Here is a 16,146-nt window from a genome sequence, read left to right as displayed (position 1 = left end):
GCTCAGACCGTGCGGTCGGCCAAGGCGCGGCGTACCGCTGCGCTGGCGTGAAAGGCACCGAGCACCGAAACAGACTCGATCGCATCGCGCGCGAGTTCGGGGGTGACGTCGTCGTCGATGCGCGCCAGACCCACGACCTGCACGCGCAGGCGCTCGCCGGCGGCCACGGCGCGCTCGAGATCGGCCCGGCGCAGGTGCTGCAGGCCCAGGGTGAGGGTGCGGCGCGCGACCGTCTGCCGCAAGGTGTCGCCGTGCTGGGCCAGCAGGTTGCGCACCGCCGTGCGGACGAGGTCGGACCGGTTGGAATAAAAGCCCTCCTGCACCAGCAGGTCCACCTGGCCGAGATCGACCACACCCAGGTTCACGGTCATCTTCTCGGAATCCCCGACGCGGGGCTTGGGTTCAAGGGTTCGAGGGGTCATTTCACCATCCATATGGATTCCACATGGATGGCATTTAAACAGCTTTCCAAGGGCGGCGCAATCGGCCCCATACTTTGAGCACCCTTTTTTCTCCCAGTGCCCATGCCACCTGCCCACGAAGCGCCACCGGCTCCGACGCCAGAGCCCCCCCGCCCCAGCCCGCCCTCCATGTCGCCGGTCTCCGGCTCGCTCATGCTGCGCGTGCTGCTGGGGGCCGTGACGGTGGCTTTCATCTGGATCCTGCTGCCGTTCTACGGCACGGTCCTCTGGGGCGCGATCATCGCGCTGCTCTTCGCTCCGCTGAACCGCTGGCTGCTGCCCCGCATGGGCCAGCGGCGCAACCTCGCGGCATTGACCACCATGCTGGCCGCCGTGGTGATCGTGGTGCTGCCCACGGTGCTGGTGGCTGCCTCGCTGACACGCGAAGCCAGCCAGCTTTACGCGCGCATCGAGTCGGGCGAGATCAAGCCCGCGCTGTGGCTGCGCGGCTTGTTCAATGCCCTGCCCGACTGGCTCACCGACCTGCTCGCGCGCTTCGGCATGGGCAATTTCGACCTGATCCAGCGCAAGCTCACGCAGGCGCTCACCCAGGGCAGCCAGTTCATCGCCACACAGACCTTCAACCTGGGGCAGGACATGCTGGGCCTGGTGGTCGGGCTGTTCATCGCGCTCTACCTGGCGTTCTTCCTGGTGCGCGACGGGGGCTCCATCGTGCGCTCGATCCGCATGGCGATTCCCTTGCCGCCCGACGACAAGCAGGAGTTGCTGGAGCAGTTCGGCACGGTGCTGCGCGCCACGGTGAAGGGCAACCTCGTGGTGGCGCTGGTGCAGGGCGCGCTGGGCGGCCTGGCGTTCTGGGTGCTGGGCGTGAACGCCGCGCTGCTGTGGGCGGTGCTGATGGCGGTGCTCTCGCTGCTGCCCGCGGTGGGCGCGGGCCTGGTCTGGGGCCCGGTGGCGATCTGGCTGTTCGCCACGGGCGAGGTCTGGCAGGCTGCGGCCCTGGCGCTGTACGGCGTCCTCGTGATCGGCCTGGTCGACAACGTGCTGCGCCCGCTGCTGGTCGGCAAGGACACCGGCATGCCCGACTACCTGGTGCTGATCAGCACGGTGGGCGGCATCGCGGTCATGGGCATCAACGGGTTCGTGATCGGCCCGGTGATCGCGGCCATGTTCGTCGCGGTATGGGGCATACAGACCGCGACCCGGGTGCGCGCGCGCGCAGCCACCTTCGGCAGCGAGACGGCCGACCCCGCCGTGCCGCCCCCCATCGACCCGCCCTCGCCTGCCGCTGACACCGGCCGCGCGCCCCCATGAAGAGGCACCCCATGAACACACCCGCGCTCTTCGCCGCCGCGCTGCTGCCCTGGCTGGCCGCCTGTGCCCCGACGACGCCCGCGCCCCCTGCGAGCGAGCGCTCACCCATCGTGTGCACGCAGGACGTGCTGCAGTGTCCCGACGGCCGCTTCGTCGGGCGCACGCCGCCGGGCTGCGTCTTTGTCTGCCCCGCCAACACCGCCCCGGCCGCGCGCTGAAGCGGCCTGCTGATCGGCCGCGACCGCTGGCGGCTCAGACCGCCGCCGCGTTGAGCAGCCGCTGCACCAGCGGGTGCTGCACCTTGCGCGCGGTGCCGATCGCATAGAAGTGCTCCTGCACCCCGTCGCAGGGCGCGACCCAGGCCAGGCCATAGGCCTGCGCGAGCTGCTCGCGCATGCGCTCGGCGGCCGGCAGCACGCCCATGCCCGAGGCACCGAAGGTGGCCAGCAACGCGCTGTCTTCAAACTCGCCCACCACGCGCGGCTGCACGCGATGGCGCTCGAACCACTGGTCGATGCGCAGGCGCACCGACGACTGCGCCGTGGGCAGCAGCACTGGCACCTGCGCCAGACCGCGCGGAAAGCCGCTCTGCGCCTGGTCCAGCAGGGCCGCAGGCGCATACCAGCCCAGCGGCGAGGCACCCAGCGCGTGGCTGTAGAGCTTGAGGTTGGGGTTGGCCGGCGCGGGCCGGTCCGACAGCACCACGTCCAGCCGGTGCAGCGCCAGGGCCGCCAGCAGATCGTCGAAGCTGTCCTCGTGGCAGAGCAGGCGCAGGTTCGCTTCGGTCAGAACCGGCGACAGCAGCTCGCGCACCGCCAGTTTGGGCAGGCCGTCGGAAATGCCGACCACCAGGCGCACCCGCTGCTGGCTGGCGGCGTCGCTCACCGCGCCGCGCAGCTGTTCGCCCAGCGCGAAGATCTGTTCGGCCAGCGCCAGTGCCGTCTGCCCCGCTTCGGTCAGCGCCAGGCCGCGCCCGGCCGGCTTGAACAGCGCATGGCCGAGCGACTGCTCCAGCAGGCGCACCTGCGCGCTCACGGTCTGCACCGCCATGCCCAGGCGGGCCGCCGCATGCGACATGCCGCCCTCCTTGGCCGTGACCCAGAAGTAGTACAGGTGCTTGTAGTTGAGTTCGGCGTCCATGCTTCGTATTTTTAGGATATTGGTTCTCTGATTTGCTGCTTTTTACGAAGTTCCAGACCGCATACCTTCGAGGCTTTCTCCTTCCAAGGAATTCACCACCCATGCGCACCTATCCCACCAACAGCCCGCAGGCGGCCGCGCGCCTGCTGGCCATGGCCCTGGTGGCCGACGGCAACTACTCGTTGACCGAAATCCGCGCGCTCGACCGGATCCAGGCCTCGCGCCGGCTCGGCCTGAGCGCCGAATCCCTCAAGACCGTGCTGGACCATTTCTGCGAGGACCTGCTGGTCGCCGCCCACGGCCGCTGGAGCGGCTCGGCCGACATGGACGAGGCCCTGCGCCAGCAACTGCTCGACGAGGTGCGCGACCCCGCCCTGCGCACGCTGGTGTTGGACCTGTGCCTGGCCATCGTGCAGGCCGACGGCCACGAGGCCGATGGCGAGGCGGCCCTGCTGGACGCTTTCACCCGCGCCTGGCGCGAACGGCCGGCGGCGCGCCGGCCCAGCTGGTCGGTGGGGGCCCTGTCATGAAGCCACTCATCTGGGGGGTGTTCGCCCTGCTCGCCCTGTGCTGGACCGGCCTGGCCGCGGCCTCGGTGCAGATCACCGAATGGCTGCTCACGCTGGCGAGTTCGGGCCAGGCGACCGACGTGGCCACCGCCGCAGGCCAATGGCCGGTGCCGGCCTGGCTGGCCCTGTGGATCGACCCGGCCTGGATCACGGCCATGCAGGGCGCGTGGCTGAGCCTGGTGCAGTGGCTCGGGCAGGTGCTGCCCTCCGGCGACGGCCTGATGGCCTGGGTCACGCCCCTGGTGTGGACCGCCTGGGCGCTGGGCCTGCTGTGCCTGCTGGTGCCGGCGCTCGGGCTGCACTGGCTCGCTGGCCGCCTGAAACTGCCGCCCCGGCCCGCCAGGGGCTGAAAGCCCCGGGGGGCGCGGCGCGCCAAAACCACACCAGCGTTGCGCAATGCACGGACCAGGGATAAACGGGCCGGCGCGTCACAAGGGAAGTGAGGACCGACCCCTAAAATCGGCCCACACTTCCCTGGACGCACACCTTGACGCCCAATACGACCCCCGCGCCGACCGACGCCCGCCCGCTCTATGTGGACCTGGACGGCACGCTCACGCGCAGCGACACCCTGCACGAATCGGCCATGCTGTTCGTGCGCGCCAACCCGCTGAACCTGCTGCGGATGCTGAGCTGGCTGCCGCTGGGCAAGGCCGGCTTCAAGCAGCGGCTGGCCAGCGCAGTGAGGCCCGACCCCGCGCGCCTGCCCTACAACGAGCCCTTTGTGCAGTACCTGCGTGACGAACACGCGCGCGGCCGGCCCCTGGTGCTCGCCAGCGCGGCGGATGCGCGCATCGTGCAGGACGTGGCCTCGCACCTGGCCGTCTTCCACGACAGCCTGGGCACCAACGCGCAGGCCGATGGCATCAACCTCAGCCGCGGCAACAAGCGCGCGGCCATCGACGCCCACGCCCGCGCCCAGGGGCACGCCACCTGGGCCTATGCCGGCAACAGCCGCGACGACCTCGAGGTGTGGGCCGGCAGCGCCGAGGCGGTGGCGGTGAACGCCCCCAGCGGCGTGGTGAGTACGCTGCAGCGCACGCACCCGCAGGCCCGCGTGTTCGAGCGCGAGCCGCTGAGCCTCAAGACCGTGCTGCGCGCGATCCGGCTCAAGCAATGGTCCAAGAACGGCCTGCTGTTCGTGCCGCTGCTGGCCGCGCACTCGCTGGACCCGGCGCTCTGGGGCGCCGTCCTGCTCGCCTTCGTGGCTTTCGGTCTGTGCGCCTCCGCCACCTACCTGGTCAACGACCTGCTGGACCTGCCCAACGACCGCGCCCACCGCATCAAGCGCAACCGTCCCCTGGCCTCGGGGGCCATTGGCATCACCACGGCCGTGGGGCTGGGGGCGGCCATGCTGGTGCTGGCTTTCGTGCTGGCTTTCGGGGTCTCGACCGGCTTTGCCGTGATGCTGCTGGCCTACACCGTGACCACGCTGGCGTACTCGATGTACCTCAAGCGGCTGGCGCTGATCGACGTGCTGGTGCTCTCGGGCCTGTACACGCTGCGCATCGGCGCAGGCGCGGTGGCCAGCGGGGTGGACCTGTCCAACTGGCTGCTGGCGATCTCGATCTTCCTGTTCCTGAGCCTGGCGCTGGTCAAGCGCTGCGCCGAACTCGAAGAGCTGGTGGACGACCGCAGCACGCTGGCGCCCGGCCGGGGCTACCAGCCGCGCGACCTGGCCTCGCTGCGCGCCATGGGCATGTCCAGCGGCTTCATGGCGGTGCTGGTGCTCACGCTGTACATCGACAGCCAGAACAGCCAGAAGCTCTACGCCCACGCCGACTGGCTGTGGGCCGCCGCGCCGGTGCTGCTGCTGTGGATCATGCGCATCTGGCTCAAGACCGGGCGGCGCGAGCTGCACGGCGAAGACCCGCTGCAGTTCGCGCTCAAAGACCCGTTCAGCTGGGTCACGCTGCTCGTGATGGGCGGCATCGGCTTCGTGGCCACCGTCGGTTTCTGAACCCAGGACACCCTTCCCATGAAATCCATCGCCCTGGGCCTGGCCCTGTTCTGCGTGTTGCTGTCTTCGGCCGCACAAATCGCCATGAAGCGCGGCATGGGCGCGCCCAGCGCCGCCGCGGACGTCGGCAGCACCTACATGCAGGCGCTGAGCAGCCCGCTCGTGTGGGTCGGCCTGATGCTCTATGGCGCCAGCGCCGTGCTCTGGCTGTGGGTGCTCTCGCGGCTGGACGTGAGCGTGGCCTACCCGCTGGTGAGCCTGGGCTTCGTGGTCACGCTCGCGCTGGGCGTGCTCTGGCTGGGCGAGCCCTTTTCGTGGTTGCGCGTGGCCGGCTGCACGCTGATCGTGGTGGGCGTCTCGCTGCTGGCCCTGGACGCCTGACCCTGCACCCATGCACGCTTCCCCACTTTCCGCCCACGCCTCGCGCCAGGTTTTCTGGGCCGCATTCGCCGCGACCCTCCTGCTCAAGCTCGTCATCGCCGCCAGCTTCCCCATCACCGGCGACGAGGCTTTCTTCTATCAGTGGGGCGTGTTCCCATCCTGGGGCTACTCGGACCACCCGCCCATGGTGGGCTGGCTGATCGCGGCGCTGCGCCAGGTCAGCGACCACCCGCTGGCGCTGCGCAGCTTCACGCTGCTGCTCACCAGCTTGATCGCGCTCGGTGTGGTGGACCTGCTGCGCCGCTTCCTGCCCGAAGACCGCGAGGCCAGCGCCTGGCTGGCCGGCGCGGTCTACCTGGCCATGCCCTGGTCGTGGATGTTCGTGCTGGTGACCACCGACACGCCGCTGATCTTCTTCATGGTGCTCTCGGCCTGGTGCTACCTGCGCGCCGACACCAGCGCGCAGCGCCAAAGCAGCCTGCCCTGGTACGCACTGGCCGGCGCCTTCCTGGGCCTGGCCTTCCTCTCCAAATACTTCGCCGCGCTGCTGGGCTTCGCCTACGCGGCGCACTGCTTCGGCTGGCGGCGCGAACGCTGGTGGGCCCCGTTCCTCATCTTCGTGCTCGCCTTGCCATCGATCGCGTTGAACATCGCCTTCAACGCCACGCACGGCTGGAGCAACGTGATGTTCAACGTGTTCAACCGCAATGAAGGCACCAGCTGGTCGTTCGAGACCTTCGGCGTCTACCTCGCGATGGCGCTGTACCTGCTCACGCCCTGGCTGCTGTGGCGCTCGCTGGCTTCGCAAACGGCCGGCGGCGTCTCGCCGCGCACGAGCCGCACCCTGGCCGTGCTGTGGCTCTTCCCGTTGATTCTGTTCGCGCTGCTGAGCCTGCGCCGCACCATCGGCCTGCACTGGGTGCTGGGCTTCGTGCCCCTGTTCGTGGTCTGGGCCGGCCTGCGGCTGGACGCGCGTGCCCTGCGCCGTTGCCTGAACTGGACCATCGCGCTTTCGGTGCCCCACCTCCTGGTGGTGGCCGCCATCGCCTGGGCACCGCTGTCCTGGTGGCAGCCCTTCAAGATCCACGACCGCGCGGTCTTCCTGCGCGAAACGGCGGCCGTGGTCGCCGCGCTCGAAAAGGACCTGCCCGCAGGCGCCACCCTCATGGGCCGCACCTACAACCCGGCGGCCATGCTGGCCTTCCACCACAAGCAGTACGTGCCCGTCTTCGGCGTGGGCAAACACCATGCGCGGCAGGACGACCAGATCATCGACTTCCGCCGCTACGACGGCCAGCCCATCCGCGTGTTCCTCTACGACGAACCCAGGCTGGAAGAATTTGAGCCCTTCTTTGAACGCGTGAGCGCCAAGCGCTTCGAGGTCGACGGCGTGGCCTTCTACGCAGTCGATGGCCAGGGCTTCAAGTACCAGCGCTTCCACGACACCGTGCTGGCCGAAGTCGCCCGCGAATTCCACGACATCCCGACCTGGCTGCCCATCCTCGGCAGCCCGTTCTGCGAACGCTACGGGTTCGCGCACTGCTCGCCAGGACGTTAAAAGGAAAGCCCGGAGAGCCCCGGACTTCGGCTCGCCACGAAGGAAAAAACGTCACCTCAGGAAGACGCGAAGGGCACGCGAGGCGCCACCGCGCACATCAACTCATAGCTGATGGTTCCGGCGGCAGACGCCACCTCATCGATCGGCAACACCTCGGCGGAGGATGAAGCCCGTCCCCACAAGACCACCTCTGACCCGATGCCTGCAGAGGGAAGGGAAGAAAGGTCGACGGTGAGCATGTCCATGCTCACCCGCCCGATCAGCCGCGTGCGAACCCCGTCCACCAGCGCGGGCGTGCCCGTGGGCGCGTGGCGCGGATAGCCATCGGCATAGCCACAAGCCACCACCCCGATGCGCATCGGCCCCTCGGCGGTGAAGGTGGAGCCGTAGCCCACGGTATCGCCCGCCTGCAGCGTCTGCGTGCCGATCACCCGGCTGGACAGCGTCATGGCCGGCAGCAGGTCCCAGTCGCTCACCCGCTTCTCGGGGAAGTCGGGCGCACTGCCATACAGCGCAATGCCCTCGCGCACCCAATCGGCCGAGAGGCTTTGCGCGCCGCGCAGCGCCAGCTTGGCGTGGCGCAGGATGGCGGCGCTGTTGCACAGCGTGCGCTCGCCCGGCAGGTCGGCCGTGGCGGCCTCGAAGGCGGCCACCTGGTGCGCGATGCCGCGCGCGCCATCGGCGTCGCTGAAGTGCGTCATGAGCGAGATCTCGTCCACCTGCGGCAGCGCGTTGAGCCGCGCCCAGGCGCTGCGGAAGGCCGCTGGCGTGAAGCCCAGGCGGTTCATGCCGCTGTTGAGCTTGAGAAACACGCGGTGCGGTACCTGCGTCTTGTGCGCGGCCAGCCAGTCGATCTGCTCGGTGCAGTGCACCGTGTGCCACAGGTGCAGGCGGGAGCACAGCTCCAGGTCGCGCGGCTCGAACACGCCTTCGAGCAGGTGGATGGGGCCGCGCCAGTCCAGCGCGCGCAGGCGCTCGGCCTCGGCCAGGTCAAGCAGCGCAAAGCCGTCGGCGCTGCGCAGCGCGTCGAAGCACCGCTCGATGCCGTGCCCGTAGGCATTGGCCTTGACCACGGCCCACACGCGCGCATCGGGCGCGAAATGGTGCGCGCGCGCCAGGTTGTGCTGCAGGGCGTCAGGATGGACGGTGGCAAGAATGGGACGGGGCATGGCGGGTGGCTGTCTTCGTCGAGGGGCGGCGGCGTGCGGGAAGTCGCGGGTTGGACTGCCGGGGTGAAAACCCGGTGGAACCCGCCCCGGTATTTTCAGGGTGGCGTGCTATAACCCGGCATCGTCTGGAGACCCGTCAACTGTCGCATAAAAAAGGCCGGCCCATCGGCTCAGCTCCCCCTGGCTGAAGCATCCCGGCACACAAAATCATCTCCATGAAGCGCGGCTTCTACACCATCATGACGGCGCAGTTCTTCAGTTCGCTGGCGGACAATGCGCTGTTCGTGGCTGCGATCGAACTGCTGCGCACACGCGGCGCACCTGAATGGCAGAGCGCCGCCCTGGTGCCTCTCTTCGCCCTGTTCTACGTGGTGCTCGCACCCTTCGTCGGGGCTTTCGCGGACGCCAGGCCCAAGGGCCAGGTCATGTTCATCAGCAACGCCATCAAGGTGGCCGGCTGCCTGCTCATGCTCGCGGGTGTGCATCCCTTGCTGGCCTACACGCTGGTGGGCCTGGGCGCGGCGGCCTACTCGCCGGCCAAGTACGGCATCCTCACCGAACTGCTGCCGCCTTCGCAACTGGTGAAGGCCAATGGCTGGATCGAAGGCCTCACGATCGCCTCCATCATCCTGGGCGTGCTGCTCGGCGGCCAGCTGGTGAGCCCCTGGATCTCGGCCCGGCTGCTGGCCGTCGACCTGCCTGGCATCCACCACGCGGCCGAGGCGGCCATCGCCGCGCTGGTGGTGGTGTACGCGCTGGCGGCCTGGTTCAACACCCGCATCCCGCTCACCGGCGTGACGCCGCGGCCCATGCCGAAGAACCCGCTGGCCCTGCTGCCCGATTTCTGGCGCTGCAACAGCCGGCTGTGGCGCGACCGGCTCGGCCAGATCTCGCTGGCCACCACCACGCTGTTCTGGGGTGTCTCGGGCAACCTGCGCTACATCGTGCTGGCCTGGGCCGGCGCCGCGCTGGGCTATGGCACGACCCAGGCCTCCTCGCTGGTGGGCGTGGTGGCGATCGGCACGGCGGTGGGCGCCGTGATCGCCTCGATGCGCATGCGGCTGGACCAGGCCACCCGCGTGATGCCACTGGGCATCGCGATGGGGCTGCTGGTGATCCTGATGAATTTCATCGACAACGTCTGGCTGGCCGCGCCCTTCCTGGTGCTGCTGGGCGGCCTGGGCGGCTTCCTGGTGGTGCCGATGAACGCGTTGCTGCAGCACCGGGGCCACAACCTGATGGGGGCGGGCCGCTCGATCGCGGTGCAGAACTTCAACGAACAGGCCTGCATCCTGAGCCTGGGCGCGCTCTACAGCTTCTCCACCGGCATGGGCTGGTCGGCGTTCGCGGCCATCACGGCCTTTGGCGTGCTGGTGGCCGGCTGCATGGCATTGATCGCGCTGTGGCACCGCGACAACCAGAAGCGCCATCCGCACGAGCTGGAGCGCCTGCTCGAAATCGCGCGCCGCGACGACTTGCACGGCTGATCGCCCGGCGCGCCGGGCCCGCGTCAGAAGCCGATGTTCGTCGGCGCGAAGCCGTTGAGGCTGACCAGGCGGTGCTGCGCCAGCACCTTGTAGAGCTCGGCCTCGCCCACCGAGCGCGAGAGGTAGGCGTCGCTGCCGGCCAGCCCGGCCTTCATGCGGTCCATGCTGCCGGCGGTGGGTGCGAACATGATGACCACGGGCGCGCCCTTGGGGCCCTTGGCCTGCTTGGCCGCGCGGCAGATGTGGTTGGCGTCGGGCTCGCCCTTGAGGCGGTCGATCGCCACCACGCGGTAGGCATGGGCCTTGAGCATCACCAGGGCCTGCGCGCCCTCGCGCGACCAGTCCACGCTCAAGCCGTACTTCTTGAAGCGCTTGAGCAGGATGCGCCCTTCCACCAGGCTTTCGGCGACCAGCAGCATGTCGCCGCGCGGCACCTCCGGCACGGGCGTCTTGTCGGCACTCAGGCGCGACCTGGGTGATCGGGTGCGCGGCGCAGCCGGCGAGGGCAGGTCTTCGAGGCTGCCGAAGTCGGTCATGCGCATCACGCCAGGGCGTGCCGTGGGCGCTGGCGCGGTGCTGCCGCGCGCAGAAGCCACGGCCTCGCCGCGCAACAGCGGCCGCGTGGGCGGGAACTCGGTGTCGGGCGAGCGGCGCCGGCCGGCGCGCGCGGCCGGCGCCACGGCGGGCAGCGGCAACAAGGCGCCATACGGCTGGGTGAGGGCAAAGCCCCGGTCGGCGCCCGCGCCGGGCGACACCTGAGGCGGGTGCTCGATGGGCATCGCACGCCCGCTGGCCAGCTTCATGCTCGCGTCCAGGCCCTGCAACTGGGACGGCGGGAAGGACCCGGCGCCTTGGGCCGCACCGCTTGCGCGGCGGCGCACCGGCGCAGGACGGGTCGCGCCCACGATTTCGTCTAGCGCGGCGAGCATGGCAACGAGCTTGACGGGCTTGCGCTGCAAAGGCCAGCCGGTGCCGCCGTCGGCGCTGCCCACCAGCATCACACGGCCGGGCAGTTCGGCGTCGCGCACCAACTGCACGGCCTGCACGTTGTCGGCGTTGACGATGAGGATCTGCGCGTCCATGACCTCGTCCTGCACGAGGTAGCCCGGAGGGCGGCGCGACGCCAGACGGAAGAACGATTCAAATGTGGACGACTCGGCCTGCGAGAAACCCACCAGCGCCACCGTGTATGCAGCCACCATCTCCAGCCCCAGCTTTGTTATCGGATGTTGCGGGCCAGTATGCCCGCGCGCCCAGGGGGCTGGAAGAGGGAAGCGTTACGCCAGCGCCGGCAAATGCACCTTTCGTCGTACATCTTCGCCCCGGCGCACAATCCGTCACACTGCATCCACCCCGTTCCAGGAGCCCCCGCATGAGCAGCATCTACGACTTCGAAGCCCAGTCCATCGACGGCAAGCCCGTGCCTTTGCGGCAGTTCGAGGGCAAGCCCCTGCTGATCGTCAACACCGCGAGCGCCTGCGGCTTCACGCCGCAGTTCGGCGGGCTGGAGAAGCTGCACCAGACCTACGGGTCGCGGGGTCTGGTGGTGCTGGGTTTCCCGAGCAACCAGTTCGGCGCTCAGGACCCGGGCAGCAACGACGAGATCGCCAGTTTCTGCCAGCTCAACTACGGCGTGAGCTTTCCCATGATGAGCAAGATCGACGTCAACGGCGCGAACGCGCACCCGCTGTACCAGTGGCTCACCGCCGAGGCGCCGGGCCTTCTGGGCAGCAAGGCCATCAAATGGAATTTCACGAAGTTCCTCGTGGGCAAGGACGGCAAGGTGCTCAAGCGCTACGCGCCGCAAGATGCGCCGGAGAAGCTTTCGAAGGACATCGAGGCGGCGTTGAGCTGACTCCCCTGGGGGCGCCGGCGAAGCCGGCGCGGAGGGTCAAGCCAGACTTTCGTCGAGCACCTCGACCCAGTGCCGCACCGGCGTGGCCGTCCCGCTCTGCAGGTGGGTGATGCAGCCAATGTTGGCGCTGGCGATCACCGCTGGTTGCAGCTCGCCCAGGTGGCCGAGCTTGCGGTCGCGCAGGGTGTGAGCGATCTCGGGCTGGAGCACCGAGTAGGTGCCCGCAGACCCGCAACACAGGTGGGCCTCGTTCTGCGCCACCAGCACGGTGAAGCCCAGCGCACCCAGGTGCTGCTCCACCCCACCCTTGAGCTGCTGGCCGTGCTGCAACGTGCACGGCGGGTGAAAGGCCACCACGCGCGCCGCGTCGGGCGCACGTTTCAACAAGGGCCGCAACACGGGCACCAGCGCGGGCAGCAACTCGCTCAGGTCGCGCGTGAGCTCGCTCACCCGCGCGGCCCTGGCGGCATAGGCGGGGTCGTCCTGCAGCAGGTGCCCGTATTCCTTCACCGTGACGCCGCAGCCCGAGGCGTTCATCACGATGGCCTCGACGCCGCTTTCGATGAAGGGCCACCAGGCGTCGATGTTGGCGCGCATCTGGGCACGCCCGCCGTCCTGGTCATTGAGGTGAAATTTCACCGCGCCACAGCAACCGGCTTCGGGCGCGAGCACACCCTGGATGCCAGCGGCGTCGAGCACGCGCACCGTGGCGGCGTGGATGCTTGGCATCATCGCCGGCTGCACGCAGCCCGCGAGCAACAGCACCCGGCGCGCGTGCGTGCGCGTGGGCAAGACGCCCTGCGCGCGCGGCGCGGGCACCTTGTCCTTGAGCACGCCGGGCAGCAGCGGGCGCACCGCCTGCCCGAGCTTCATGGCCGGCGCGAACAGCGGCGAGGTCAGGCCTTCCTTGAGCAGCCAGCGCACGGCCCGTTCACCCATCGGGCGCGGCACCTTCTCATCCACGATCTGGCGGCCGATGTCGACCAGGTGGCCGTAGTCCACGCCACTGGGACAGGTGCTTTCGCAATTGCGGCAGGTGAGGCAGCGGTCCAGGTGCAACTGGGTCTTGCGCGTGGGCTCGGCGCCTTCGAGCACCTGCTTCATGAGGTAGATGCGCCCGCGTGGGCCATCGAGTTCGTCGCCGAGCAGTTGGTAAGTGGGGCAGGTGGCGGTGCAGAAGCCGCAGTGCACACACTTGCGCAGGATGGCTTCGGCCGCGCGGCCATCGGCGCGCTGCTGGTATTCGGGAGAGAGCTGGGTTTGCATGGTCGGTTCCGGTCAGCCCATGCGGCCCGGCGTGAAGATGCCCGCCGGGTCGAACTCGGCGCGCAGGCGTTGGGTGATGGTCTGGATGGCCGCATCCGGCCGGTCAAAGCGCGGCACGCCGGGTGCGCCATCGGCCCCGGCACGGAACAGCGTGGCATGGCCATTCACGGCGGCTGTGGCCGCGCGGATCTGGCCGGCCGCCCCGGCGGGCGCCCACAGCCAGCGCTGCGCGCCCTGCCATTCGATGAGCGGGGCCCAGGGCAGGTCCAGCACCGGTGCCGTCTGCGGCACCGACAGGCGCCACAGCCCCAGCCCGGCGGCTGGCGCCTGGAAGAAGGGCAGTCGGTGGTCGCGGGCGTCGGCCCAATCGCGGCCGGCCTGCGCCGGCTCCAGGCGGGTGCCACCCGCCTCGCGCGCCATTCGCTCGCAGGCGGCCTCCACCGCCGCGACCGCGCCGCGCAGGCGCACGGTCAGGCGGTCTGCCGCCCAGCGGCTGGCGTTGAGCGGCAGCGGCTGGCCGCCCCAGCGGTGCAGCTGTTCCAGCGCGTCGTGCTGGCCCAGCGCGAACGCCAGCGTGGCCTCGGCCGGTGCCACCGGCAGCACCTTGAGGCTGACCTCGGTGATCACGCCCAGCGTGCCCAGGGAGCCCGCGAGCACGCGGCTCACGTCGTAACCGGCCACGTTCTTCATGACCTGCCCGCCAAAGGTGAGCAGTTCGCCGCGCCCATTGATGAAGCGTGCGCCGAGCACGAAGTCGCGCACCGCGCCGGCGCTGGCGCGCGCCGGGCCGGCCAGGCCCGCGGCGACCATGCCCCCCACGGTGCCACCAGGGCCGAAGTGCGGCGGCTCGAAGGGGAAGCACTGGCCGCGTTCGGCCAGCACCGCCTCCAGCTCGGCCAGCGGCGTGCCTGCCCGCACGGTGACCACGAGCTCGGTCGGCTCGTAGCTGACGATGCCCGACCAGCCGGTGGTGGACAGGACCTCACCCGCGACCGCCTCGCCATAGAAGGCCTTGGTGTGGCCACCGGCCAGGTGCAAAGGGGAGCGCGCGGCCGCGGCGGCTCGGACCCGGTCGATCAGTTCACCGGGGATCTCGTGGGACGGGAAGGACATGGCGACGATGGTAGTCGCGCCGCCCTGCGCCGGCTTTGAATTTTCTGCACGCGGCGATGCAATCCCGGCAGGGCCTACCGGGTGTAGCCCATGCACATGCCGGCGTTGGCGCGGCCTTTGCACTCGCGCTGGAGGCGCTTCTCGCGCGCAGCGGGCGCCTCTTCCGAAGGGGCCCGGTGGAACGTGACCTTGGACGGGGGCTTGCGCTGGCCGTCGCTGGCGGCCTGCACCGGCAGGCTGCTCAGGCAGACCATGGCGAACAGAGCGGCAGCAGCAAAGCGGGACGTTGCACGGGACATGGGCTCCTCCTGGATGGTGTGTGTCCGGCGCACATCATAGGCGCGGCAGGGGCCCCCCACCCGAGGGGGATCGCGGCAGAGGCCGAGCCATGAAAAAAGCCCGCGGGCCTTTCGGCTCGCGGGCTGGACCTCCCCCGGGGGGAAGGCCGATCCCAGGAGAACTCAGCGGTTGTAGGCCGTCTCGCCGTGCGAGGTGATGTCCAGGCCTTCGCGTTCGGCTTCTTCGCTGACGCGCAGGCCGACCATCATGTCCACGATCTTGTAGGCCACGAACGAGACCACGCCCGACCAGACGACGGTCACGAGCACGCTCTTGACCTGCACCCACAGCTGTGCGCCGATGGCGTAGTCGTCGGCCTTGACGCCGCCCAGGCTGGACGCAGCGAAGACCGCGGTCAGGATGGCACCGACGATGCCGCCGACACCGTGCACGCCGAACACATCGAACGCGTCGTCGGCACCCAGCATCTTCTTGAGCCCACCCACACCCCACAGGCAGACCAGACCAGCGATCAGGCCCAGGGCGATGGAGCCCATCGGGCCGATGAAGCCAGCGGCCGGCGTGACCGCCACCAGACCGGCGACGGCACCCGAGGCGGCACCCAGCATGGAGCCCTTGCCCTTGTGCAGCGCTTCACCCGCGATCCAGGACAGCGTGGCCGCGCCGGTGGCGAGGATGGTGTTGATGAAGGCCAGACCGGCCACGCCGTTGGCCGCACCTGCGGAGCCGGCGTTGAAGCCAAACCAGCCCACCCACAGCAGCGAGGCACCGACCATGGTCAGCGTCAGGCTGTGCGGCGTGAGCGCTTCCTTGCCGTAGCCGATGCGCTTGCCGACCACATAGGCGCCCACCAGACCGGCGATACCGGCGTTGATGTGCACCACGGTGCCGCCTGCGAAGTCCAGCGCGCCGTCGGCGCCCAGCAGGCCACCGCCCCAGACCATGTGGGCCATCGGGATGTAGCTGAAGGTGAACCAGATCACGGAGAACAGCAGCACGGCCGAGAACTTGATGCGCTCGGCGAACGAGCCCACGATCAGCGCGCAGGTGATGGCCGCGAAGGTCGACTGGAAGGCCACGAAGACGAACTCGGGGATCGTCGGCAGCAGGCCCGAGAGCGTGTCGGCCGTGATGCCCTTGAGGAAGACCTTGTCGAAGCCGCCCACGAACTTGCCCTCACCCACGAAGGTCAGGCTGTAGCCGTAGACACACCAGAGGATGGTGATCAGCGAGAAGATGACGAACACATGCATCAGCACCGACAGCATGTTCTTCGAGCGGGCCAGGCCACCGTAGAACAGGGCCAGGCCCGGAATGGTCATCAGGATGACCAGCATGGTGGAGGTCAGCATCCAGGCGGTGTCGCCGCTATCAATGGTGGATTCGGCGGCGGCTTCTTCCGCCGCTTCGGGCGCTGCCTCTGTCACCGCCTCGACCGCTTCGACAACGGCCTCCGTGACGGTGTCCTGCGCGCGCGCCAAATCCGGCGCTGCGATCGCAAGCGCCACGGTGGCGGCCAGCGCCGCGCCCCCCAGTTTCAGTGTCTTCCAAAGATTCATTGCCCCGCTCCCTCTTGGCCGGAAGCGGAATTGGCTGGGCGCAGGCGGCTTGG

General features: G+C 69.4%; 17 protein-coding genes. 9 read left to right on the top strand and 8 right to left on the bottom strand.

Going from position 1 to position 16,146, the window contains the following annotated elements; genetic code table 11:
* Positions 1 to 2: 2 nt before the first annotated feature.
* Entirely contained in the window at positions 3 to 422 is a 420-nt protein-coding gene (locus KIT86_RS02475) for a CopG family transcriptional regulator (protein WP_297394736.1), read from the bottom strand.
* Between the two features lie 168 nt (positions 423 to 590).
* Between KIT86_RS02475 and KIT86_RS02470 the strand changes: the two genes are divergently transcribed.
* Both KIT86_RS02470 and KIT86_RS02465 read left to right on the top strand, forming a co-directional pair.
* Positions 591 to 1,736 (top strand): AI-2E family transporter, encoded by a 1,146-nt coding sequence (locus KIT86_RS02470; protein ID WP_297394734.1) that lies wholly within the window; start codon positions 591 to 593, stop codon positions 1,734 to 1,736.
* Positions 1,737 to 1,747: 11 nt separating this feature from the next.
* Positions 1,748 to 1,954, top strand: coding sequence for a hypothetical protein (locus KIT86_RS02465; RefSeq protein ID WP_297394732.1), 207 nt, complete (start codon positions 1,748 to 1,750; stop codon positions 1,952 to 1,954).
* Positions 1,955 to 1,988: 34 nt separating this feature from the next.
* Here the strand turns inward: KIT86_RS02465 and KIT86_RS02460 are convergent, their stop codons facing one another.
* Complete coding sequence (locus tag KIT86_RS02460) at positions 1,989 to 2,876, bottom strand: LysR family transcriptional regulator (RefSeq protein ID WP_297394730.1); 888 nt, start codon at positions 2,874 to 2,876, stop codon at positions 1,989 to 1,991.
* A gap of 101 nt (positions 2,877 to 2,977) precedes the next feature.
* Between KIT86_RS02460 and KIT86_RS02455 the strand changes: the two genes are divergently transcribed.
* From KIT86_RS02455 to KIT86_RS02435, 5 genes are all read left to right on the top strand, one after another.
* Positions 2,978 to 3,406, top strand: a complete 429-nt coding sequence (locus tag KIT86_RS02455) for a TerB family tellurite resistance protein (protein ID WP_297394728.1) — start codon at positions 2,978 to 2,980, stop codon at positions 3,404 to 3,406.
* Positions 3,403 to 3,795, top strand: a complete 393-nt coding sequence (locus tag KIT86_RS02450; protein WP_297394726.1) for a hypothetical protein — start codon at positions 3,403 to 3,405, stop codon at positions 3,793 to 3,795. The genes KIT86_RS02455 and KIT86_RS02450 overlap by 4 nt, the downstream gene beginning before the upstream one ends.
* 137 nt (positions 3,796 to 3,932) lie before the next feature.
* Entirely contained in the window at positions 3,933 to 5,405 is a 1,473-nt protein-coding gene (locus KIT86_RS02445; RefSeq protein WP_297394724.1) for a UbiA family prenyltransferase, read from the top strand.
* Between the two features lie 18 nt (positions 5,406 to 5,423).
* Positions 5,424 to 5,786: an SMR family transporter gene (locus tag KIT86_RS02440; RefSeq protein WP_297394721.1), complete on the top strand. Its 363-nt coding sequence runs from the start codon at positions 5,424 to 5,426 to the stop codon at positions 5,784 to 5,786.
* A 10-nt stretch (positions 5,787 to 5,796) separates the two neighbouring features.
* Entirely contained in the window at positions 5,797 to 7,344 is a 1,548-nt protein-coding gene (locus KIT86_RS02435; protein WP_297394719.1) for a glycosyltransferase family 39 protein, read from the top strand.
* Between the two features lie 56 nt (positions 7,345 to 7,400).
* Here the strand turns inward: KIT86_RS02435 and alr are convergent, their stop codons facing one another.
* A complete protein-coding gene (gene alr / locus KIT86_RS02430; RefSeq protein WP_297394718.1) occupies positions 7,401 to 8,513 on the bottom strand; it encodes an alanine racemase in 1,113 nt (370 codons plus the stop codon).
* A 215-nt stretch (positions 8,514 to 8,728) separates the two neighbouring features.
* Between alr and lplT the strand changes: the two genes are divergently transcribed.
* Positions 8,729 to 10,000, top strand: coding sequence for a lysophospholipid transporter LplT (gene lplT / locus KIT86_RS02425; RefSeq protein WP_297394716.1), 1,272 nt, complete (start codon positions 8,729 to 8,731; stop codon positions 9,998 to 10,000).
* Positions 10,001 to 10,023: 23 nt separating this feature from the next.
* Here lplT and KIT86_RS02420 read toward each other — a convergent pair whose 3' ends face one another.
* Positions 10,024 to 11,202 carry a hypothetical protein gene (locus tag KIT86_RS02420; protein WP_297394713.1) on the bottom strand — a complete coding sequence of 393 codons (1,179 nt, stop codon included), beginning with the start codon at positions 11,200 to 11,202 and terminating at the stop codon, positions 10,024 to 10,026.
* A gap of 170 nt (positions 11,203 to 11,372) precedes the next feature.
* Between KIT86_RS02420 and KIT86_RS02415 the strand changes: the two genes are divergently transcribed.
* On the top strand, positions 11,373 to 11,855 hold the full coding sequence (locus KIT86_RS02415; protein ID WP_297394710.1) for a glutathione peroxidase: 483 nt from the start codon (positions 11,373 to 11,375) through the stop codon (positions 11,853 to 11,855).
* A 36-nt stretch (positions 11,856 to 11,891) separates the two neighbouring features.
* Here the strand turns inward: KIT86_RS02415 and glcF are convergent, their stop codons facing one another.
* The 4 genes from glcF to KIT86_RS02395 all read right to left on the bottom strand — a co-directional run bounded on the left by glcF (position 11,892) and on the right by KIT86_RS02395 (position 16,093).
* Entirely contained in the window at positions 11,892 to 13,121 is a 1,230-nt protein-coding gene (gene glcF, locus KIT86_RS02410; protein WP_297394707.1) for a glycolate oxidase subunit GlcF, read from the bottom strand.
* A 12-nt stretch (positions 13,122 to 13,133) separates the two neighbouring features.
* On the bottom strand, positions 13,134 to 14,234 hold the full coding sequence (glcE, locus tag KIT86_RS02405; RefSeq protein ID WP_297394706.1) for a glycolate oxidase subunit GlcE: 1,101 nt from the start codon (positions 14,232 to 14,234) through the stop codon (positions 13,134 to 13,136).
* A 74-nt stretch (positions 14,235 to 14,308) separates the two neighbouring features.
* Complete coding sequence (locus tag KIT86_RS02400) at positions 14,309 to 14,533, bottom strand: hypothetical protein (RefSeq protein ID WP_297394703.1); 225 nt, start codon at positions 14,531 to 14,533, stop codon at positions 14,309 to 14,311.
* Positions 14,534 to 14,695: 162 nt separating this feature from the next.
* On the bottom strand, positions 14,696 to 16,093 hold the full coding sequence (locus tag KIT86_RS02395) for an ammonium transporter (protein ID WP_297394701.1): 1,398 nt from the start codon (positions 16,091 to 16,093) through the stop codon (positions 14,696 to 14,698).
* Positions 16,094 to 16,146 lie beyond the last annotated feature (53 nt).

Source organism: Hydrogenophaga sp. (assembly GCF_026125825.1).
GTDB lineage: Bacteria > Pseudomonadota > Gammaproteobacteria > Burkholderiales > Burkholderiaceae_C > Hydrogenophaga.
This window is presented reverse-complemented; position numbering and strand designations above follow the sequence as displayed.

Coding starts and splice junctions, on each gene's coding strand:
- KIT86_RS02395 (WP_297394701.1), bottom strand. CDS start 16,093: ATGAATCTTTGGAAGACACTGAAACTGGGGGGCGCGGCGCTGGCCGCC.
- KIT86_RS02435 (WP_297394719.1), top strand. CDS start 5,797: ATGCACGCTTCCCCACTTTCCGCCCACGCCTCGCGCCAGGTTTTCTGG.
- KIT86_RS02460 (WP_297394730.1), bottom strand. CDS start 2,876: ATGGACGCCGAACTCAACTACAAGCACCTGTACTACTTCTGGGTCACG.
- KIT86_RS02420 (WP_297394713.1), bottom strand. CDS start 11,202: ATGGTGGCTGCATACACGGTGGCGCTGGTGGGTTTCTCGCAGGCCGAG.
- KIT86_RS02415 (WP_297394710.1), top strand. CDS start 11,373: ATGAGCAGCATCTACGACTTCGAAGCCCAGTCCATCGACGGCAAGCCC.
- alr (WP_297394718.1), bottom strand. CDS start 8,513: ATGCCCCGTCCCATTCTTGCCACCGTCCATCCTGACGCCCTGCAGCAC.
- lplT (WP_297394716.1), top strand. CDS start 8,729: ATGAAGCGCGGCTTCTACACCATCATGACGGCGCAGTTCTTCAGTTCG.
- KIT86_RS02455 (WP_297394728.1), top strand. CDS start 2,978: ATGCGCACCTATCCCACCAACAGCCCGCAGGCGGCCGCGCGCCTGCTG.
- glcF (WP_297394707.1), bottom strand. CDS start 13,121: ATGCAAACCCAGCTCTCTCCCGAATACCAGCAGCGCGCCGATGGCCGC.
- KIT86_RS02470 (WP_297394734.1), top strand. CDS start 591: ATGTCGCCGGTCTCCGGCTCGCTCATGCTGCGCGTGCTGCTGGGGGCC.
- glcE (WP_297394706.1), bottom strand. CDS start 14,234: ATGTCCTTCCCGTCCCACGAGATCCCCGGTGAACTGATCGACCGGGTC.
- KIT86_RS02475 (WP_297394736.1), bottom strand. CDS start 422: ATGACCCCTCGAACCCTTGAACCCAAGCCCCGCGTCGGGGATTCCGAG.
- KIT86_RS02400 (WP_297394703.1), bottom strand. CDS start 14,533: ATGTCCCGTGCAACGTCCCGCTTTGCTGCTGCCGCTCTGTTCGCCATG.
- KIT86_RS02450 (WP_297394726.1), top strand. CDS start 3,403: ATGAAGCCACTCATCTGGGGGGTGTTCGCCCTGCTCGCCCTGTGCTGG.
- KIT86_RS02440 (WP_297394721.1), top strand. CDS start 5,424: ATGAAATCCATCGCCCTGGGCCTGGCCCTGTTCTGCGTGTTGCTGTCT.
- KIT86_RS02465 (WP_297394732.1), top strand. CDS start 1,748: ATGAACACACCCGCGCTCTTCGCCGCCGCGCTGCTGCCCTGGCTGGCC.